We start from the raw sequence: 19,239 nt of genomic DNA, 5'->3' as shown, positions 1-19,239 counted from the left end.
AGTGTGATACCATCCGACGGTTTACTTACCAGTCAGCCGTGTGGCTTGAGTAGGTCAATTCCCTCAATTGAGTGTCGGTCTTTACTCGAGAGTACGACAGAACTGCCCGAGAAATATTGACTATTATATACTGGGAAAATTCTCGAGTCCCCTCCCAAATGACGGCTGGGTCCACTATCTATATAGAACTACGATGAACGGCCTGAAACAAACTATGCGGGCACGTATATTACGGCCGCGCTTTTGTAATGAAATTCAGAGATGGAATCGACCTCAGATTGACCAAGATACTATCATACTGTACTATAATCACGGTGCTAGTAGATCTCCCTACGATGTCTATATCGCTATTCTGTCGGTGACCGATACCTTGATTGCGACTCCTCGCGAATATTTGAGTTCATATGGGAATAGGTGACTATGACCAGCGTGAGTACGAGCGTCGCGAACGAACGATCTCCGAGATTGAGTCGGACTCGGACGATCAGCCGAACGAATATCGGGGGAAAATAACGTTCGATGGGGGCAGTTCGACCGGCGAACTCCTCGAGAAATTTCAGAAAATTAAGTCGAACGAATCGTGACTCCGGTGGAGAACAAACCAGACCAAACGATTTATCTCAATCTGTTGGGTACTACTATACATGGCGCTTGACGAAGTCCTTAGCGGTGACCAGCTTACAGGCCGACAAGCCGCGACAACCTTCTTTGCATAGCTAACACTGGTGGTAGCAGCTGGAATTATTCTCCTATTGTTCACGAGAGCAACCATTGGATAGACGGAGTCGTCTCGGGGGCGAGCGATCTGTCTCGAGACATTCAAATCAGTCGTCGCGCTACGGAAGCGTATGGAGGAAGACGACTCTCGCGACCATGTTGTTCCAAGTAGTGACGACGAACTAACCACGGCGGACGTCCGTGGATACGATTTTCGTGGGGAGTTCGACTTTCACGATCTCATCGCGTCCTACGAGACGACGGGATTTCAGGCGACGCAACTCGCCGAGGCCGTCGATATTGCCGAGCAAATGCAAGAAGAGGAGGCAACGATCTACCTCACGTTCACTTCGAACATCATCTCCTCGGGATTGCGTGAAGTAGTCGCGCATCTGGTTCGCGAGGGGTACGTCGATGTGCTCATCACTACGTCTGGGTCGTTGACGGAGGACGTCATCAAGACGGCAAAGCCGTTCAAGATGGGCGAGTGGGACGCTGACGAGGCAACACTCCGCGATCGAGGGGTTAACCGTCTCGGGAATATTTTCGTTCCGTCCGATCGGTACGTGTGGCTCGAGGAGTACCTCTACGACTTCTTCGATGACTTTTTTGCGGACGAAAAAGTACGTACGCCGACAGCATTCGCACGAGAACTAGGGGGGACACTCGACGACGAGGATTCCGTCTTGAAACAGGCCGCAGACAACGATGTCTCCGTTTACTGCCCGGCGCTGACGGACTCTGAAGTCGGTAACTTCCTCTATTATTACCGGCAAGGATACGACTCGGAGGTCGGAATCGAGATCCTGGACGACTACGACTCGCTCATCGAAGACGGGTTGCTCGCGGATACGACGGGGTTGATCGCCGTCGGTGGCGGCGTGCCAAAACATCACGCAATCATGACGAATCTGTTCCGCGGCGGTGCGGACTACGTCGTCTACATCTCGACGGGGATGGAGGGTGACGGATCGCTATCGGGAGCGCCGCCGAACGAAGCGGTCTCCTGGGGAAAAATCAAGGAGGAACGGACGAACTATACGCAAGTCGAAGCCGAAGCAACGCTCGTCTTCCCGCTGCTTGTGGCGACAGCATTCAATGGTGACATTCAGCGGAACGTCGACCCCTGAACGAATGGCTCAAGCCCGCATCCCCCCTCGTGGATCCGTAATTCGACACAAAATCACCGTGAGGATGCACTTAGTGTAGCTTCAACTCTCGATATGAGGGTTACTGTAAAACGTTTTCGTCCACCTCAGCTATCGTGTTCAGATAAGCTGATTCCATGCGAAGGCGAACGATCTGAGCCACTGATCAGCAGTTTCTGCATAAGCGTTGTTAAAGCAGTTTGAGAAGGATGAGATTCGGTGTTTTATCTCACGAAAAACACGTTCGACACTGTTCCGATTTCCATGTCGTTCGTATCTGAGATCGAGGCCATGTCATTGACAGGCGTAGTTCAGCGACTTATCGCCATCAATGAGAAACACGGCGTCATTGACGTCGTAACTCGCTACCAATGTCCAACCGAATGCTGAGGCTTAGCTAAAGACCAATGATCTCCACGGTTCATCCGCCAATGAGCGGATGTCCTTGAGTGAGCACGATGTCCATCTGATACTGTCGAATGATGGTGTCCGCTTTGCTTCGGTTTCGGTATCCTGATCAGGTTCTGACTGACTCATCGGATTGTTTCTCAGAGTGTTGTCTATTCGGATCTCGAGTGTCACGGATTCCTGTTAGAAGCCCACTCGCGCCGCCGGTTGGTAATTCTAAGAAGATCATATTCGGGTTGCTCAACGTTTTAGTTGACTTCCTTATTAGTTTGTGGGCTTGGCTGACTGGTAGAGTCTGCTGAACCCACGCTATAGCAAGCGCCAGAATACACGACAAGAATAAACCGCATAATGCGATACCAATTCTAGTTGCCAGAAGATGAGACTACAGTGGGTTTAGGAGGCCTGTGGTGTGTTATTCCCATAGTCGACTACAGTTCGTTTATAAATAGACATAGCAGACTACTATCGCATCTCACATAGATCGATACGTTGATCTCCCGAGTTGCGTGGTCTGGATGACAATGGGAAAGACGTGTCTGCATCCGAGTGCACTCGGAACCGACGACTGCCGCGTCTGTACAGGCGGCCCGAGGAGTAATTTCGTCGACGTGCCACTCACAGTACGGCGTGATCCAGAGATGACGATGACTTCGATGACTGTCGCGATCCGGAAACGGGATCACCGAGCGAGGAGGGCCGGGAGATTATCGAACAATTGGATTCGTTTACTGAGGTGTCGCCATCGGGGACTGGCTATCACGTCATCGTTCGTGGGTCGATTCCTGGTGATCGAAGTCGGCGTGGGTCGGTCGAGATGTACAAGAGGGCACGGTTTTTCACCGTGACTGGCGAGCACGTTGAGTCGACACCGTCTCGAGTCGGTGAACGGGTTGGTGCACTCGAGACCGTGGATAACGAGTACATCGCTGGATCGGTGGCTCAAGAGGAGAACAAGACGGTGATTGGTCCCGATTCCACTACTGAGACGAAACACAATCAGTCGGGTACGCTCGAGGATGCGGACCTGCTCGAAGCCGTGATGGATACGAAAGAAGAGATGCTCCACGAGGCAGGGACATCGTTCCGATTGACCGACTCAAGGAGACCAATCGTAGCGAGGTCAGTGTCGAAGGGCGTGTGCTCGAGCTGTGGGAACTCGCCTGCTCGAGTCAACAACAGGTTGGGCTGCTCGAGGGTGAGACGGGACGAACGAAGTTCACTGTCTGGAAGAAGAGCAAGCAGCCACTGGTCGACGAGGGTGAACGGGTGCGGTTCAGGGCCGTAGCGAAAATGAGTACAACGGACGATGTTCGATCGTGCTCACTCGGTGGTCGGAGGTCGTCTTCCCGGAACGGGATACGTGGTGGGACTAGCCAGTCGCAGACCTTTTTGTTGGTGGGTACGATCACCGGCCACTGTCCAACACCACGTTCCGGGCTTCTCAGGTTATTGGCCGGGTTCGTTTGAAAGAGTGAGGCCCCTTCGTGATGACGGTGATAGGTCACTTTTTAGGACCTGAGATATTATAGTTTGAGCTATAATAGTCTGGTTCCTAACTTCGGAGCACATATGTATCTCCCACGACGACTGGGAGTATGGACCAGTTCGTCAATCGTATCGATGAACTCGATCGGTTGCAAACCCTCTATGAGAGTGACGCTGCAGAACTTGCAATCGTCTATGGGCGCCGGCAGATCGGCAAAAGCGAACTCGTCCGCCAATCGATTGCCGACCGCGACGATGCCGTGTACTATCAGGCAGTCCAAGGAACAGCGACGACACAGCTCAGGCGATTCGTCGAGGCAGCAGCGACGAGCTATCCAGACATCACGGCCGTCAAAGAGGAATGGGAACCACTTTTGACGTACCTCACCGACAGAGACGCCATCGTCGTCATCGACGAATTCCCGTACCTCATCGAATCGAACGAGGGGCTTCCCTCAGTCATTCAACACCTGTGGGATACGGCCGTCGACGAGAGCCAGGCAACGCTCGTACTCACAGGCTCTGCAATCGGCATGATTCACACCCACGTCCTCGATGGTGGTGCACCACTCTACGGCCGGGTGTCCCAGACACCGAATGGCCGCCTCGAACTCACTCAGCTGCCGTTTCGCTCCATCCAAGAGTTCGTGCCGACGTACGACCCCGAAGAACGGGTGTTCGTCTATGGCGTCTTCGGCGGCACACCCCGATATCTCAGCCCACTCGATCCATCTCAGAGCCTCGGAGAGAACATCACGCGGCTGCTGTGCGACCCGGATGGCCCACTCCACGACGAGCCCGAAACCGTCCTCCAGATGGAGCTCAACGAGGTGAACACGTACTTCTCCGTGCTAGAATCGATGGCCAGCGGGAACCGAAGTCGTAACGAGATTGCCCAGGGAGCCGGCATCGAGAGCACCAACACGTCGTACTACTTCGACCGGTTGGAAACACTCCAAATCATCGAGAAACACCATCCGGCGCTCGCCGATCCGGCACGCAGCAAGCGGACTCGGTACCAAATTCGGGACCCCGTATTCCGGTTTTACTTCCGGTATCTCTACGGCCGCGGGGGGCAGTACGAACTCTACGGCGAGAACGCCTACGAGGACCTGATCGAACCGGAACTGCCCAACTTCGTTAGCGAAACGTTCGAATCGCTCTGTCACCAGGCGATGACGGAACTCTATGCAGACTACCAACTCACGCAGGTGCCGAGCCAGTGGTGGTACAAGGGCCGGGAGATAGATGTCGTCGCACCAACTGACGAGTCAACGCTGATTGCTGGTGAAGCGAAATTTACCAACACCCCCCTCGGCTATGACGTGCTCGCGGATCTCGAAGACGACGTGGAGCACATCGACTGGACGCCCACCACAGGTGGTAAGCCGACGTATGAATTTGCCTTATTCAGTCGTTCTGGGTTCAAACGCTCCGTCGAGGAAGCTGCAGACGAGCGCGAAAACCTCCGCCTTTTTGATCTCTCCGATATCGTTGCCGTTCTCGAGAATGGAACCGCCTATTAACGCCAGAGAGCTAACAGCTTAGTGGGTTGTTCGACCCTCAGAAAGAGTGCGGGGAAATCAAACGTCTCCCAGGGGTGAACCAAATGAAAGACACCAACGAGATGATACGTGTCGAATAACGCGTGGATTTGGCACTGAGTCATGTTCAAATTAGGGCGCCGTTCGAGTCCCGGTCAGTCAATAGTCTCAACGCCGGAAAACTCGAACCGCGCGCCGCCTGCCGTGCTCTCGGTTGCCTCAACTGTCCACCCGTGGGCGTCGGCCACCTGGTGAACGATCGCTAGTCCGAAGCCAGAGCTGTTGGTCTCCGTGTACTCCGGATCGAACACCCGCTCGCGGTCGTTGGCGGGAATGCCGGGCCCGTCGTCTGCGACGTAGAAACCGCCGTCGAGTCCGCCCACGCGAACCGTCACCTCGGGCCCCCCGTATTCGACGGCGTTTCGATACAGATTCTCGAAGACATGGTGTAACCGATCTCGATCGGCCCGGATCGTCGCATCATCGGCGACGACGAGCGTGGCGGAGGCAGTCTCCAAATTTCCCCAGCAGGTTCTAGCAATCAGTTGCAGGTGCACCGCTTTCATCTCGTCGACAAGCTGCCCTTCTCGAGCGAGCACGAGCGTGTCCTCGACGATCGTCTCCATCCGCGCCAGTTCCTCTGCAGCCGTCGCCAAGTGGGTCGATTCGCACTCGCACTCACAGTTCTCACGGGCGTAGGCGAGCGAACCGCCGAGCACGTTCATCGGATTGCGCAAATCGTGCGACACGATACGGGTGAACTCCTCTAGGCGTTCGTTCTGGTGGCGTAGCCGGCGTTCTCGCTCGAGCCGTTCGAGTGCGCTGGCTGCGTGGCTGGTCAACAACTCCGCGAGTTCGAGATCGACCGCGTCAAAGGCGGCCGGCTCCTCGGCGACCGCTTGGAAGACACCGTGGTTTCCGATTGGGATGCTGATCGCCGACCGAAACGGTCCCTGGGGGTTCGCGTCGGGATACACGTCGATGTCATCGATCAGTAGCGATGTCCCTGTCCGGTAGGTTTTGCCCGCGATCCCTTCCTCGATGGACATCGTCGTCGTGTTCATCGGAACAATGTCCTCGGAGATCGCCGCCTTGGTCAAGTAGCCGTCCTCCTCGATATCGATTACGCTCAGATCGAACTGCAGGAGGCTTTCGCTGGCGGCGATAGTGCGATCGTAGATGGCTTCGGCCGAGTCGCACCCGTTGAGATCGACGGCCACCTCGTTGAGGGCATGGAGGGTCCGTTCTCGCTCTTTGTGAGCGGTGATGTTGCGCGTGATGCCGACGATTCGATCGACAGCCCCGTTCTGGTCGAAGATCGGCTCAGCTTGCACCCAGACCCAGCGTGGATAATCTTCGGCTTCGTTGATCCTGTACTCGAACTCCGCCGGCTCGCCTGCCGAAAGGGTATCCATGACGGTTTTGACTCGCTTTCGATCCTCTGGATGGACGGCGTCGAGGAATCGCGTGGGAGCCGTATGGAGCTGCTCAGGCGTCGTGCCGAAGATCGGTTCGACGGCGGCGTTGACGAACAGCAGGTCGTTCCAGTCGGCGGAATACATCCAGAGTACATCGTTTGATCTGTCGGCTAACTCCTGCACCTGTGGATCGCTCCGGTCGCCCACGGGGGTCTTTCGGTACCATTCGACTGCATCAATGATCCGGTCGGCCAACACATCGTGGTGGTCGGAACCTGTCTTTGACAAGTACTCGGTGATGCCGGTAGTGACAGCATCGATGGTGAGTTCCTCGTCGTCCAGATCAGTGAATAGAATAATTGGCAGTTCGTCCCGCTCTCGGCGGACCAGTTTTAGGAGGGCCGAGCTGTCCATCCCCGGCAGCTCGTACTCGGTGATGAGGCAGTCGATCTTGGGGCCCTCCGCGGCGAGTAACTCAATGGCGTCAGCTGTGTTGGATTCGGTGATGACCTCGATGCGCTCGTCTGCACGTTCGAGACGGGTGGCGGTGAGATCCGCGAACTGGGGATCGCCATCGATGTAGAGCACGCGGATCGGGGATTTCATAGCTAGGTGCATACATCTATCAGTGGATAGTCGTTCTGGCCCCACAACAGAGATTCTCGTTTACGGTGGCCAGCGTCCTCTCCCGAGCCTGTAGCTAAATTGACGCAAACTAGGTGAGCACCTCCTCGGTACTCACTCTATGTTATCTTCATACGAGCACTTACAACTCATTGCACTTTCCAGAGTATCCCGTCTTCAACCAATTCGCGCTCGGTATCAGCTGTAATTAGCGAATTTATCCTATGGGATCGTAAACTGAACGTGACCCGAGTAGAGTCCCATAGGGATTTGAAAATAGAAGTACTGACTTTAGCTCCCACTTCGAATTGTCTGTATCGACTTCATCACGCACAAAATAATACAGAATCCAAACTATAGGACCACCGAGAAATGAGCCGAACCCCCAAGCGAGAGTGGACGACTTCCACGGTTGTTCGCATCTTGGGAAATAAGAAACGCAACAGTGAGTACAAGAACTAAGAATTCCGGCCGAGCAGGAGACCGGCAAAAAGACGTCTCTAACACTCTGATGGTTGCGTAAGACGTTCTTCACGGCCAGTAGCTTTAATCACATCGGCTGACATTCCTCAGGTGGCAGGGGGGATTGACTATCGTCGTAGATAGAGTTCGTCCGACTTGAGACATCTGACACCCTTGCCATCGGTTGAAATTAGCCACCGTCGACCCCACTTGACACGCCGATTTCAATCACCCATCAATGGGCTCACCACCCATTGAATGGGGGCTCTACACCGATCCCGTCATCACTTTTGGCAGGCTTGTACTCCTGTATTCTGCCAGATCCAATACCAATTGAACCGATCACGCTGTCAGTGTTGCAACAGAGTCCGATGGGGGTGTTACGTGACGTGAGCGGTGATTGCGAATTCATACCTGTTCGAGATCCTTGCTGCAGGCCTGGATGTTCAGATTACCGGGTTACACTCTACACTCCAACAGGTCGCTGACCGGCACCGATCTTACCGCGATGGGATTAGCGAGTCCGCAATCAAGACCGAAGCAGCAAACGAATCATCAAGACTGCGAACGCTGCTCGCCGCGTGCTCGATGTTAATGGTCGAAAGGTTGCGATTCTTCGCCAACTTGCCGCACAACCAGATCATGTGCTTCCACGCGACCGAATCGATGCTGAACACGATGTGACGACAGGCCGTATTTCGCAGTTGATCCGAAACGACGATGAGTCCGATATCGTCTGCGTCAACGGCGTTCCCAATGTAACTGTCATCACCTATGAGTCGAGCTTATGGTGTTGATAGCCCGTGAACGCCCGTGCAACGTTGATTCGGTCTAGTGCCCGACGGCTGGGCGCGATATCGGACAGTGGCTCGGTTTGCGCGTAGCCGAACGTATCGATCCATTAGGCGTTCTCTCGCTCGAGAAGCACGTGGTCGAAAACGAGTGTCTGTAGCGGCCCTGATTTCGTCGACTCGAGGATCGTAACGCCGGCCTCGAGTGCGGGCAACTCGGGGATTGGTTGGTCAGACGGCGATTGCAACGCGTTGCTCGCAAGGTGAGGTAGATAACCGTCGGTGAGCCGATTCCAATACTTCCGATACTGGGCTGCCAATTGAATTGCCTTCATTTTTCGAGATCAGTGCGAACAGTACGCTGATTTTATTTCTGACAATATCCTATATGACGGCCGATAGGTTTTATTTAGGCTGGCTAAAAGGGCCATTCAGCGGCCGGTGACACTGACACCGCACCTGAGAAATCATTATCGGCCGCTCAGGGGGCTTCAAGTTCCACTTAACCGTCCCAATTGACACCCACCCTTAATCAGGGAAAATTTCGCGTCGGCTCACCACCGACGTATTCTCAGACGAGAGTTCTTATCGAAAGTTGCAGCCAACGTCGACGGTGCCTGACTGGAAACCACAGGCAGTTCCAATTTACCTGAAGCAATCGTCGAGTACGGCCATTACGAACGCAGTCCATGATTCCGGAGGTAGATCCGCTAGTACCTTGCCTCGAAAATCAATCCTACTGAGTTGTACTCGATCAGGCCTTTTGGTTCAGGTTATAGTAGCCCATATCAGCAGTCCTGAAACTTGAGTGAAAATGTAATCAACATATGTATATAGGAACAGTTTTGACAGTATTCCATGAAGAAATACCGGCTTCGGTTGTACAGTGTTGTTGGGCTGATATTGCTTGCCCTCGGAGTTATTATGGTGTTTTATGGCCACCAAGGTATTGTGGAATATGAGTCGATGTCTGGTGAATTTGCTCGGACATTTTCGGGTGACCACCAAGACCAGTATGAGCGGTACTGGTGGACACGTACTATTGGCGTAATCATCGCTATTGTTGGTGGTATTGACCTCCTTAGTACCGTTCAGGATTCAGAGTAATCCGGCCATATATCAGTATTACTGATATTTTTCTTACGAAGCCGGAACCAACATCGATGATGTACGACTGTACGCCACAGGAGGATCTGATTGTCGTCGAAGCACTCGTCGAGTTTAGCCATCGCGAACGCGATCGCCAACCAGGTCGATCAGCACGAGCGTGGGTGACGGCGAAAGAAATCGCTGCGAGTCACGGGTTCGACTTCTCGAGTCGGCCGACCTACGAGGAGATCACCGACCAGTCAGGTCACGATGAACACCACCCCGTCGTCGACCTCGACGTCGTACGTCGGAACGGCGTACTGCTCGGCGTCGATATTCGTTCCCGTCGTGACGTCGAAGATCCAGCCGTGCCACGGACAGACGACGTGTCGCTCTTCGTCATCGTACCCCCACTCGAGGTCATCGTCGACTGTCACCCGACCCTGGGTCGGTCCCTCACAGAGCGGACCGCTCTGATGCGGACAGAAGTTCGCGAGTGCGTAGTACTCGCCGTCAACGTTGAATACGGCGATTTCGACGCCTTTGACCTCGGTGAGGACGCGCTCGCCCGGTTCGGCGATCGTAGATTCGTCGGTGACTTTGTGACGCCCACACATACGAATCAGATGTCGAAAAGCTCGAGCGCCGTTTCACCCATGATCTGGCTGATACTGTCACCGTCGAGGCCTGCACACAGCGGATTGTACAGCTCTTCGGGTGTATCGAAGTCGGGGTGTGGGTGGTCCATCGCGAACAGCAGTGTCTCCTCGCCGCCGGCCATCTCGACAATCGAGGCGAGGTGGTCATTGCGTTCGGTGTGCCCGAGCGGCTGGGACGTGATGTAGAAGTGCTCTTTGATGTACTCACTTGGCATCCGACGCAGCAATGGGACGTCCTGCGAGTTCTGGAGGTAGTGATCGTCGAGTCGCCACATTAACCACGGCAACCACTCGATTCCACACTCCTGGAGAACGAACTCGAGGTCTGGGAACCGCTCGGGAACGCCTTGACAGACCAACGAGATGAGGTGCCACATCGACTCGACTGGGAACGTGAACGCATGGTCCTCGAGGAAGGTTTCGGCCCACTGACGCTGGATTGGGAAGACGGCGGACGCACCGTTGTTCCCACTGTGCATCACGACCGGGAGTCCGTGGTCTTCGGCCGCTTCGTAGATCGGGTCGTACCAGGTGTGTCCGGCGGGCGGGACGAGTCCGGACCCAGGTAACTGGATACCGACGATATCGTCTTCGCTCGCCATACGATCGATTTCCTCAGCTGCTTTGGCCGGTTTCTGGTGGGCGACTATCGCTGTCGCTCGGAACCCGTCGTGTACGTCAAGGAACGTGTCGGTCAGCCACGAGTTGTACGCCTGCGCGATTGCGGCGGCCGTCGAATCGTGGTTGACTGTCGCCAGGTTCAGGTTCAACCCTGGCGAAAGAATCGAGTAATCGATGTCGAACTGCTCCATTAGTTCGATCTTCACCGACGGTTCGCGAACCGGCGAGTTGACGATGTCTGACGAACCGGTCTCCTGGCCATCGAGGGGCCCCGGCGTCTGGCTGAACGCTGCGGTCGCACGCGTTGCGGAGTACACATCGCGCCGCGCGTCCGCCGCGTTCTCCAAGAACCGAACGACGCCCGGGTTCTGCCGTTCGACGTATGGAATGAGATCCTCGAGCGTCTCGGTGACGTGCGAATCCGTATCGACGATCGTCATGTCGGTAAGCGATCGTATCGACGTAGAACCGCGCTGTGACTCTACCATGTTTGGTATTGTCTCTGTATGGCCGTATAATGGTTCGGTTGACCGATAAGCGGTTTTTTGACACTCCGGCTGTATCTAGTCCCATGGACGACGACCGGGCTACAACCGACGACGAGATCGAACGACTGCGTTCTCGTCCACCCGGCCACGATTCCGACGATCCATACGAGGACGTTACACTCGAAACGCTTCCCGACTGGTGGGCACAGGCGGTTCGATTGTTCGAGAACCACAATCTGCGCCCGTTCCGTCCCTCTCGATTCGCCGACGGTGAGCTGACACACGAGGTTGTCGACCGACTCGAGCGCGATTTCGACGTCACCATTCGAATTGCCGGCGTGGACGTACGGTACGGCGATGACTGGACCGTCTTCGTCGACGACGAGCTGGTTGCGTCGATCCCCCGTCGGCGATCGCGGGATGGACATACCGTCTTCGAACGCTCGAGCGCGGAATTCGAGTCAATTATTCGGTCGGGCGTCGGTGACCAGTGATGGAGATAGCAGCGTATCATCGTTTTTAGCGTCATCCAGTGACAGCGCGTATCCACGCCGTAAACGATGACGAAACGCACATTACGTTCTTCGAGGACCCAACTCCTGGGGAGGATTCTGTTGAGTTAGAAGCGGTCTCTAGTGAGGAAGACCTAGATGAATATGGTGAGTTAGCGATTCGTGTCGGGGATAGTGACGAGGAGGAACTCACCGAAGACCCAGTATCCGTTGGCCACGTTCAGGGAGAGTATCCGTTGGCCACGTTCAGCGAGGCACAGAGATGAGGAAATCATAACAACGATCCAGGAACCTGGGGAGTTCGATCCTGATGCAGATATCACTGTAAGTGAGACCGTTGAGGATTCAGACTCAGTTCTCCCGGCCGAGTTCTCGTCTTCCGAGATACAACGCTAAAGGGGAACGCTCTCGGTGAATTAGCGATTCACTGCTACTACTCGATGAGTCCGCCGATTGCTGATTGGGTTGTTGAAAGTGCCCGACGTCGGTCACTGGTACGTTCGCTGGTCGTTCGCCCGGCGGCGCGACTGACATCGGTTCTCGGACTCACAGGAGGCATAGTCAAAAAATAGCGGCGAATTGAAAACGCGGACACACCCCTCGGTGCCGCTGTATAGATCCAAAGGTGAAGCTGTGAAACCAATACTCAAGTGATTGAGTTAAGGATTTCACATAAGGCCCCTAATATAGACAATCAATGGCCAGTAACTTTAAATACTTCGCCTGCGAAAAGTCCATTAAGGGTATTGATTGCAAACTTGTTCAATCGGTATTGAACAAAAACACCTTCTCGAGATGAACGGCACTTGCTGTTCCAACGCAGTAATGACTTTCTGCGCGGTTCTCTTACCGATATCTGGAACCAAGTGTTTGCTTCTGGTCGAACACACCCTTGACTCGTTACAGCGGCAACACGGGGTGTGTGTCTCCCAATACAGCGGCAACACGGGGTCTGGTTTCCTATAGTGAGTCCGTCTCTATGCAATTCTATTGGCTATACAGCGGAAACGTGGTGTGTCTCCTCAAGTTATAAACTATCGTGACTATGATGTAATCGAATAGCTCTATCACTCCTATACAGCGGCACTCGGGGGTCCTTACCCACTATACAGCGGAACCGTGGGGTGGAAAGTACACTAATACAGCGGCACTCCGGGGTGTCATATACCGGGTATAGACACTCAAACCCGGGAATAGGCACCTATAAAGCGGCACTCCGGTTCCGAACGTTTAAGCCGAATGAGTGTGACATCCCACCAAGGGAATGTCGGATTCGGTCAACTACTTTGGAAGCGAAAACGAGATTTTCCGGAACAAGGAGCTGTTGCAGGTCTCACACCTACCCGATGGTGATCGAATAATTGGCCGTGAAGACGAGTTGACGCAATTAGCGAATGCGATCAAGCCAGCAACACGTGGGAACACACCCAACAACGTTCTCGTGTACGGCAAGACTGGAACTGGAAAATCTCTGTGTTCGAAGTTCATTACCAATCAAGCAATCAATCAGGCCTCAGCGAACGGCAACTCGATCGGTGTCGCCTATGTCGACTGCCTACAGGAATCGACTGAAACACAGGCCGTCCAATCGATCGGCCATCAACTCAACGAACCAACTGTGACGGACGTTTCAATCCCTCACTCCGGATTGAGCACATCTGAATACTACCGCCGTCTCTGGGAAATCGTCGATGACCGATTCGATGTCGCCCTAATCATTTTGGACGAGGTCGACAAGATCGAAGACGATGATATCCTGATGCAACTTTCCCGTGCGGTGGAATCAGGAAAACTTACTGAGAGCACTGTCGGCGTCATCGGCATTTCGAACAAAGTGCGATACAAGGAATCACTCGACGAGCGGATCAAATCGAGTCTGTGCGAACGTGAGTACGTCTTTTCACCGTATGATGCGACTCAAATTCGCGAAATTCTCAACTCTCGATCTGATGCCTTCCACGAAGACGTCCTCGACGATGCAGTGATCCCACAGGTGGCTGCACTTGCGGCTCGAGAACACGGTGACGCACGGAAAGCAATCGACATCCTCCGCTTTGCAGGTGAGATTGCCGAAGAAAACGGCGACAACACTGTCACTGAGGAATGCGTCGAACAGGCCCACGAACGCGAAGAGACGAGTCGCCTTGCAGAACTCATCTCAAAGAGCCCGAGCCATGCGAAACTCGTGCTCGAGGCAATGGCGTTCTTGACCCAGCAAGAAGGTGATGACGATGCTCCGATCAAGACGAACGAAGTCTACGATCTCTACAAACGACTGTGCGATCGAGATGGCTCTGATCACCTGAAACTGCGGCGTGTCCGTGATATCCTCTCGGAACTCGAATTTCTCTCGATCATCGATCAAGAGCGTAAGTGGGCTGGAAAGGGGAAAGGAAACTATATGGAGAATCGATTGATCGACGACCCAGAGGTCATAATTGCAGCCTGCAACGAATCGGAGTGAGCCAGATTTGTTCTTTGATCGGGCGTTCCGAATCACAATTTTCTACGCGTCTTGAATCGTGCGAACCTCCTACTCCCTGTCTGTGTGGTCGTCCTTCTTCAGGACCCACACTGGAGTCGTTGTTGCGCGGACATTTCCGGTTGGCTCCAGCGCAAATGCGTTGGTTGCCGTCGTGTTGAGAGCGGTGCTGGCCCCCAATCTTCGTTTGTACGACGGTGGCTCGAGAGTTACGTGACGTCGAATGGGTTCGTGAGATTCGCTAATACACGTACTCCGGTCCCTCTGTGAACGCAAAGCGCTCCTCGACGTCGTCTTGGACGGTGAACCCGAGGCCGGGCCTCGAGGGGGCGACCACCCGTCCGTCATCGATCTCGAAATCTTCCTCGAAGAAGTCCCACAGCATCGGCATGTACGGCGCCTGGGGAACCTCGAGGATGTGGCAGTTCGGTAGGGCCATCGCGAGATGGATGCTGGCCGCAAGGAGCACGGCGCTGCCCCAGGCGTGTGGAATCGTCTGGACCCCTCGCGCCGATCCCATCGCGGCGACCCGCCTGATCTCCGTGAACCCGCCCGCTCGAGCGACGTCCGGTTGGAGGATGTCGGTCGCGTCGTGCTCGAGGAGACTCCGATAGTCGAACCGGGTGAACTCGCTCTCGCCCGTCGCGATCGGAATCTCCGTCGACGCGCGGACCTCGGCCAGCGCCGCGTGGTCGTCCGGCGTCACCGGCTCTTCGAACCACCCGATGTCGTACTCCTCGAGTCGGTTGGCCAGTCGAATTGCCGTCGTGACATCCAGCGAGCCGTGGGCGTCGACCATGATGTCGATATCGTCGCCGAGCGTCTCTCGGGCGGACTCAACCCGCGAGACCGTGTGCTCGATCCCGAAGTCGTCCTCGCCGACGACGCGCATCTTGACCGCGTCGAACCCGTGTTCGTCGACGTACCCCTGTAACTGAGGCCCGGCCTCCTCGCCTGGTGCCCAGCCGCCGCTGCCGTAGGCCTGCACCGAATCGCGAGCGGCACCGAGCAGCTTGTAAATCGGTTGCTCGAGGTGTTTCCCTAAGATATCCCAGAGGGCGATATCGATCCCGGAAATCGCCTCGAACGTGATCCCGCGACGATCGTACCGGGGCTGTGTGTAGCCCCGCTCCAAAGCAGGTTCAGTTCTCGAGCCGTTGTAGAGTTTCGACCAGAGTCGCTCGACGTAAGTCGGATCTTCACCGACCAACGCCGAGCGTAGGCTGTCTTCGACGATCGCTTTCACGACCGAGGGCGTCCCGAGCGAGGTCCCGATGCCGGTGATCCCCGCGTCGGTATCGACGTAGATCAGCGTCGCGTCGTTTTTGACTCTGGCCCCGAAATCGCTGCGAAACTGGTGTTCCTCCGGAATCGTTGCCGATAGCGGAACTGCACGGACGTCTGTTATCTCCATCGTCCAGTGTGGTATGATAACAATGTGTATAAATTATGTCGGTCGGGTGCGAACGGCTCGATCCGAACTCACCACTGTGGTACGACAGGCACCGTTAGGAGAATACGACTCCCCACAATGCGTCTTCGAGAATGTCGGTGTCTACCACAGCGAGAATTGACCGGTACTCGAACAAAGTGAACGGGAATTGGTATCGTGCAAACTTATGCTACATGTTGGCATACGAACGGCATTGAGGATTCGCCGACCGTTACGTCCGACTTGATACGGTGCCAGGGAAAGGCAATTGACGACGAAGAATGGATCTGTGACTTCCTGTCCGGGCAAGAAACCGGCGTTCTTGGGCTGATTGATGAGGAGGCACCTCACCTCGTGACGCAACTGTTCGTCTGCGAGGACGACGCAATTTATGTTCACGGTGCGAGAGACGGTCGCGCCTACGACATCGTCGAGCGTGGCGACGAACCGCCGGCGTGTTTCACGACGAGCGAGATGGGGCGATTCATTCCAGCGGACGAGCCAGTAAGCTTCACCGTCGAATACGCGAGCGTCGTTGCCTGCGGGTCGATTGACCTCCTCACGACGCGTGCTGAAAAGCGGGAGGTACTCGAGTCTTTCATGGACAAGTTCGCCCCACAGCTCACCCCTGGCGAGGACTACGATCTGATGAGTAACGAGTCGATCGACCGGACAGCCGTCTATCGACTCGACGTGGAGGGCTGGAGCGGCAAGCGCGGCGAGAAGCCGGCCGATGAGCCGGGTGCGTACGAGTCGCCGCTTCGGTGATCGCTACGAGAGACGGTCCGGAGCGATCTGTGTCCCGTGTCAACGAGTAACTTATTACGCCCGAGTGAGACGGAAGACGGTACGAACAGACAATGAGAGCCCGTACCCCCGAGCACCGACGGTACGTCGACACAGGGGCGGAAAGCCAGCCACTGACCGAACCGTCTGCGATCGCTCACGACCGCCACACCGGAGAAATCGATGACTGACGCGAGTAGACCCGCTCCACGTGAGCACGAGGACGACCACGTCGAACGGATGCTCGACCTGCTTTCGGACCCCGATATCGACCACGTCTTCGCCGAATTTTCCGACATCAACGGCATCTCGCGGACCAAACAGCTGCGCACCGACTACTTCCTCGACTCGTGGGCGTCCGGGTTTTCGGTCAATCTCTTGCTTCTCGCACAGACGCCGCGCAACGCCGTCCCCGAGGGCTCCGGTGTCGGCGAGGAAATCGACTACGGTGACGGGACACTTCGTCCGATCCCGCACACGGCGCGTCGCCTCCCCTGGCGCGACGACGCCGCACGCGTTCTCTGTGATGTCGTCGACGGCGACGAACCCGTCGACGCTTCCCCGCGGACCGCACTCGCGCGGGTACTCGAGTCCACCCCCGACGAGTTCGAGTTCACCGTCGGGAGTGAACTCGAGTTCTACCTGCTCTCCGAAACGGAGGAAGGGTACGAGCCGGTCACCTCCCACAAACACGAGTGCATCTCCTGGGCGACTGAGGAGGTCTCGGCCTACTACAACGATCTGGCCGCTTGGAGCGACGAATACGGCGCCTCGGTGACGTCGCTCATGCACGAACACGGGGCCGGCCAGCTCGAAGTATTGTTCGAGTACGGCACTCCGATGGGACAGGCCGACGACACGTTTGACTTTAAGCGACTCGTCAAGCAAACCGGTCGGTGTCACGATCTCTGGGCGACGTTCATGGCCAAGCCGTTCGGCGGGCGAGCGGGAAGCGGCTATCATCTGCACGTCGGGGCGTTTCGAGACGGTGAGAACGTATTCGAAGCCGACGACGCAGATGTGGTCGCCAATAACGACGATTCGGGCTCCCTCTCACAGACCGGCCGCCAGTTCGTGGCCGGTATCGTCGATCACGCAGAAGCTCTTGCGGCCCTCGGAACCCCTACTATCAACGGCTTCAAGCGCTACGAGCGAGGTTCGTTCGCACCGTACACCGCCTCCTGGGGATATGACAACCGCATGACCGGGGTCCGAATCCCCTCGGGCACGACTCGCATCGAGAACCGAATCCCGAGTGCAGATGCTAACCCCTACATCGTCATCGCGGCCACCATCGCGGCCGGCCTCGACGGAATCGAACGCGAACTCGAGCCCGAGCCCCCTGTTTCCGGCGACCCTGCAGGCGACTGGCCGCCGCTGCCGCAGTCGCCCGAATTCGCACTCGCCGCACTCGAGTCCGACGACACGCTGACAGCCCGCCTCGGCGACGAGTTGATCCAGGCGTTCGTCGCCGCCAAGCGAGCAGAACTCGAGTCATTCCGCGACACCGTGACCGACTGGGAACGAGAACAGTACGTAAAGACTCTATGACGTCGAAGTAGTATAAATTCACGTATGTTCTCTTCTTTCCGTATCCGTCTGCACCCTCCCTACCATGTCGCTCCTCGTCAGAGTCATTACGGACGCACACTAGGTATGGGCCAATGATACTCGTCCTCGATCTGGAAGTGGAACCCGATTACCGCTATCTCGCTCCAGAGATTGCTCGCCTGACTCCAGGGGAGACGGAGTATCGGGTGTTCGTCGACGAGCCGATCCTTCCAGACCTGGAATCGTTCGACGGCGTCGTTCTGAGCGGCAGTACCGCGAGCGTTTACGACGACGAGCACGCTGATTGGATCGAACCGGCCGAAACCCTCGTCCGCCGCTGTCGCGACGAAACGGTTCCCTTGCTCGGCGTCTGCTTCGGTCACCAGCTGATCCATCAAGCACTCGGCGGCGTCGTCGAACGGGACGAACGCCGCGCCACGTTCGTCGAACTCGAGTCCACCGACAGGGACGACCTCGCACTCGCCGATCTCGATCCCATCGTTCCGGTTCTACACGCCGACTTCGTCGTCGATCCAGCCGACGCACTAGCGTCCACCGCGCGGACCGACTACAACGCGCATTTCTGCAGCCGACACGCGGATGCGCCGATCTGGACCGTCCAGTTCCACCCCGAGTTCACCGAGCGCGTCCGCGATGAACCGAGCGATTGGGCCGACGGCTCCCACTCGTTCGACGACTCGAACGCGACGCGGGTACTCGAGAACTTTGCGCAGTACTGTCGCGAAGCGACATAGACCAGATCTAGTGGTACTGGCGCGGACGGAGCGACTACTTTTACCGAGGCTGTTGCAGAACTGTGCGAAATATCGACGCACCTCCGGCGGTGTTTAGCGGGTGAGTTCGGTATTGGTTTCTGACTCGACCGCTTCGAGTACCTCCTACTCGAACACCGTCGGACCGTATCGTTCGTCCATTTCCTCTCTCGTCCTCATCTAATCGGTTCTAATCTCTATACTAGTTCCCCTGAAAGTCACGTTGACAAACCTTCATCTTCAATA

Annotated in this window: 15 protein-coding genes and 3 pseudogenes; 12 read left to right on the top strand and 6 right to left on the bottom strand. The window is 55.8% G+C overall.

Annotation, left to right across the window (positions count from 1 at the left end):
* Window positions 1–404 precede the first annotated feature (404 nt).
* Entirely contained in the window at window positions 405–584 is a 180-nt protein-coding gene (locus BLW62_RS19060) for a DUF5786 family protein (protein WP_090508365.1), read from the top strand.
* 264 nt (window positions 585–848) lie between these two features.
* Window positions 849–1,847, top strand: a complete 999-nt coding sequence (locus tag BLW62_RS17695; RefSeq protein ID WP_090508364.1) for a deoxyhypusine synthase — start codon at window positions 849–851, stop codon at window positions 1,845–1,847.
* A gap of 138 nt (window positions 1,848–1,985) precedes the next feature.
* Here BLW62_RS17695 and BLW62_RS17690 read toward each other — a convergent pair.
* A pseudogene (locus tag BLW62_RS17690) lies at window positions 1,986–2,222 on the bottom strand (IS6 family transposase); the annotation flags it as partial.
* 1,078 nt (window positions 2,223–3,300) lie between these two features.
* Between BLW62_RS17690 and BLW62_RS19050 the strand changes: the two are divergent.
* Together BLW62_RS19050 and BLW62_RS17675 are read left to right on the top strand one after the other, a co-directional pair.
* Window positions 3,301–3,649: pseudogene (locus BLW62_RS19050) on the top strand (DNA-binding protein); the annotation flags it as partial.
* Window positions 3,650–3,871: 222 nt separating this feature from the next.
* A complete protein-coding gene (locus BLW62_RS17675) occupies window positions 3,872–5,287 on the top strand; it encodes an ATP-binding protein (protein WP_090508363.1) in 1,416 nt (471 codons plus the stop codon).
* Between the two features lie 173 nt (window positions 5,288–5,460).
* On the opposite strand, the gene BLW62_RS17670 is transcribed toward BLW62_RS17675, so the two are convergent.
* Window positions 5,461–7,329, bottom strand: a complete 1,869-nt coding sequence (locus BLW62_RS17670) for an ATP-binding protein (RefSeq protein WP_175459798.1) — start codon at window positions 7,327–7,329, stop codon at window positions 5,461–5,463.
* Between the two features lie 1,381 nt (window positions 7,330–8,710).
* Complete coding sequence (locus BLW62_RS18865) at window positions 8,711–8,848, bottom strand: hypothetical protein (RefSeq protein WP_175459797.1); 138 nt, start codon at window positions 8,846–8,848, stop codon at window positions 8,711–8,713.
* A gap of 610 nt (window positions 8,849–9,458) precedes the next feature.
* Between BLW62_RS18865 and BLW62_RS19260 the strand changes: the two genes are divergently transcribed.
* Window positions 9,459–9,707, top strand: coding sequence for a DUF3185 family protein (locus BLW62_RS19260; RefSeq protein WP_090508359.1), 249 nt, complete (start codon window positions 9,459–9,461; stop codon window positions 9,705–9,707).
* A gap of 242 nt (window positions 9,708–9,949) precedes the next feature.
* Here BLW62_RS19260 and BLW62_RS17650 read toward each other — a convergent pair whose 3' ends face one another.
* Both BLW62_RS17650 and BLW62_RS17645 read right to left on the bottom strand, forming a co-directional pair.
* Window positions 9,950–10,306, bottom strand: a complete 357-nt coding sequence (locus tag BLW62_RS17650; protein WP_090508358.1) for a Rieske (2Fe-2S) protein — start codon at window positions 10,304–10,306, stop codon at window positions 9,950–9,952.
* A 5-nt stretch (window positions 10,307–10,311) separates the two neighbouring features.
* The gene (locus BLW62_RS17645; RefSeq protein WP_090508357.1) at window positions 10,312–11,457 is read right to left on the bottom strand and encodes an amidohydrolase family protein; all 1,146 of its coding nucleotides are present in this window, start codon (window positions 11,455–11,457) and stop codon (window positions 10,312–10,314) included.
* Window positions 11,458–11,540: 83 nt separating this feature from the next.
* Between BLW62_RS17645 and BLW62_RS17640 the strand changes: the two genes are divergently transcribed.
* From BLW62_RS17640 to BLW62_RS17630, 4 genes and pseudogenes are all read left to right on the top strand, one after another.
* The gene (locus BLW62_RS17640) at window positions 11,541–11,951 is read left to right on the top strand and encodes a hypothetical protein (protein WP_090508356.1); all 411 of its coding nucleotides are present in this window, start codon (window positions 11,541–11,543) and stop codon (window positions 11,949–11,951) included.
* Window positions 11,952–11,989: 38 nt separating this feature from the next.
* Window positions 11,990–12,235: a hypothetical protein gene (locus BLW62_RS17635; RefSeq protein ID WP_090508355.1), complete on the top strand. Its 246-nt coding sequence runs from the start codon at window positions 11,990–11,992 to the stop codon at window positions 12,233–12,235.
* A 123-nt stretch (window positions 12,236–12,358) separates the two neighbouring features.
* Window positions 12,359–12,541: pseudogene (locus BLW62_RS19255) on the top strand (hypothetical protein); the annotation flags it as partial.
* A 692-nt stretch (window positions 12,542–13,233) separates the two neighbouring features.
* Window positions 13,234–14,433, top strand: a complete 1,200-nt coding sequence (locus BLW62_RS17630) for a Cdc6/Cdc18 family protein (protein ID WP_090508354.1) — start codon at window positions 13,234–13,236, stop codon at window positions 14,431–14,433.
* Window positions 14,434–14,692: 259 nt separating this feature from the next.
* Here BLW62_RS17630 and BLW62_RS17625 read toward each other — a convergent pair whose 3' ends face one another.
* Window positions 14,693–15,865, bottom strand: coding sequence for a mandelate racemase/muconate lactonizing enzyme family protein (locus BLW62_RS17625; RefSeq protein WP_090508353.1), 1,173 nt, complete (start codon window positions 15,863–15,865; stop codon window positions 14,693–14,695).
* A gap of 261 nt (window positions 15,866–16,126) precedes the next feature.
* Here BLW62_RS17625 and BLW62_RS17620 point away from each other — a divergent pair, with 261 nt between their 5' ends.
* From BLW62_RS17620 to BLW62_RS17610, 3 genes are all read left to right on the top strand, one after another.
* Window positions 16,127–16,651: a pyridoxamine 5'-phosphate oxidase family protein gene (locus tag BLW62_RS17620; protein ID WP_245726745.1), complete on the top strand. Its 525-nt coding sequence runs from the start codon at window positions 16,127–16,129 to the stop codon at window positions 16,649–16,651.
* A gap of 201 nt (window positions 16,652–16,852) precedes the next feature.
* Window positions 16,853–18,220 (top strand): glutamine synthetase family protein, encoded by a 1,368-nt coding sequence (locus BLW62_RS17615; RefSeq protein ID WP_090508352.1) that lies wholly within the window; start codon window positions 16,853–16,855, stop codon window positions 18,218–18,220.
* 113 nt (window positions 18,221–18,333) lie between these two features.
* Window positions 18,334–18,975, top strand: coding sequence for a type 1 glutamine amidotransferase (locus tag BLW62_RS17610; protein ID WP_090508351.1), 642 nt, complete (start codon window positions 18,334–18,336; stop codon window positions 18,973–18,975).
* The last annotated feature ends 264 nt before the right edge of the window (window positions 18,976–19,239 follow it).

This window comes from Natronorubrum sediminis, assembly GCF_900108095.1.
Taxonomy (GTDB): Archaea; Halobacteriota; Halobacteria; order Halobacteriales; family Natrialbaceae; genus Natronorubrum; species Natronorubrum sediminis.
This window is presented reverse-complemented; position numbering and strand designations above follow the sequence as displayed.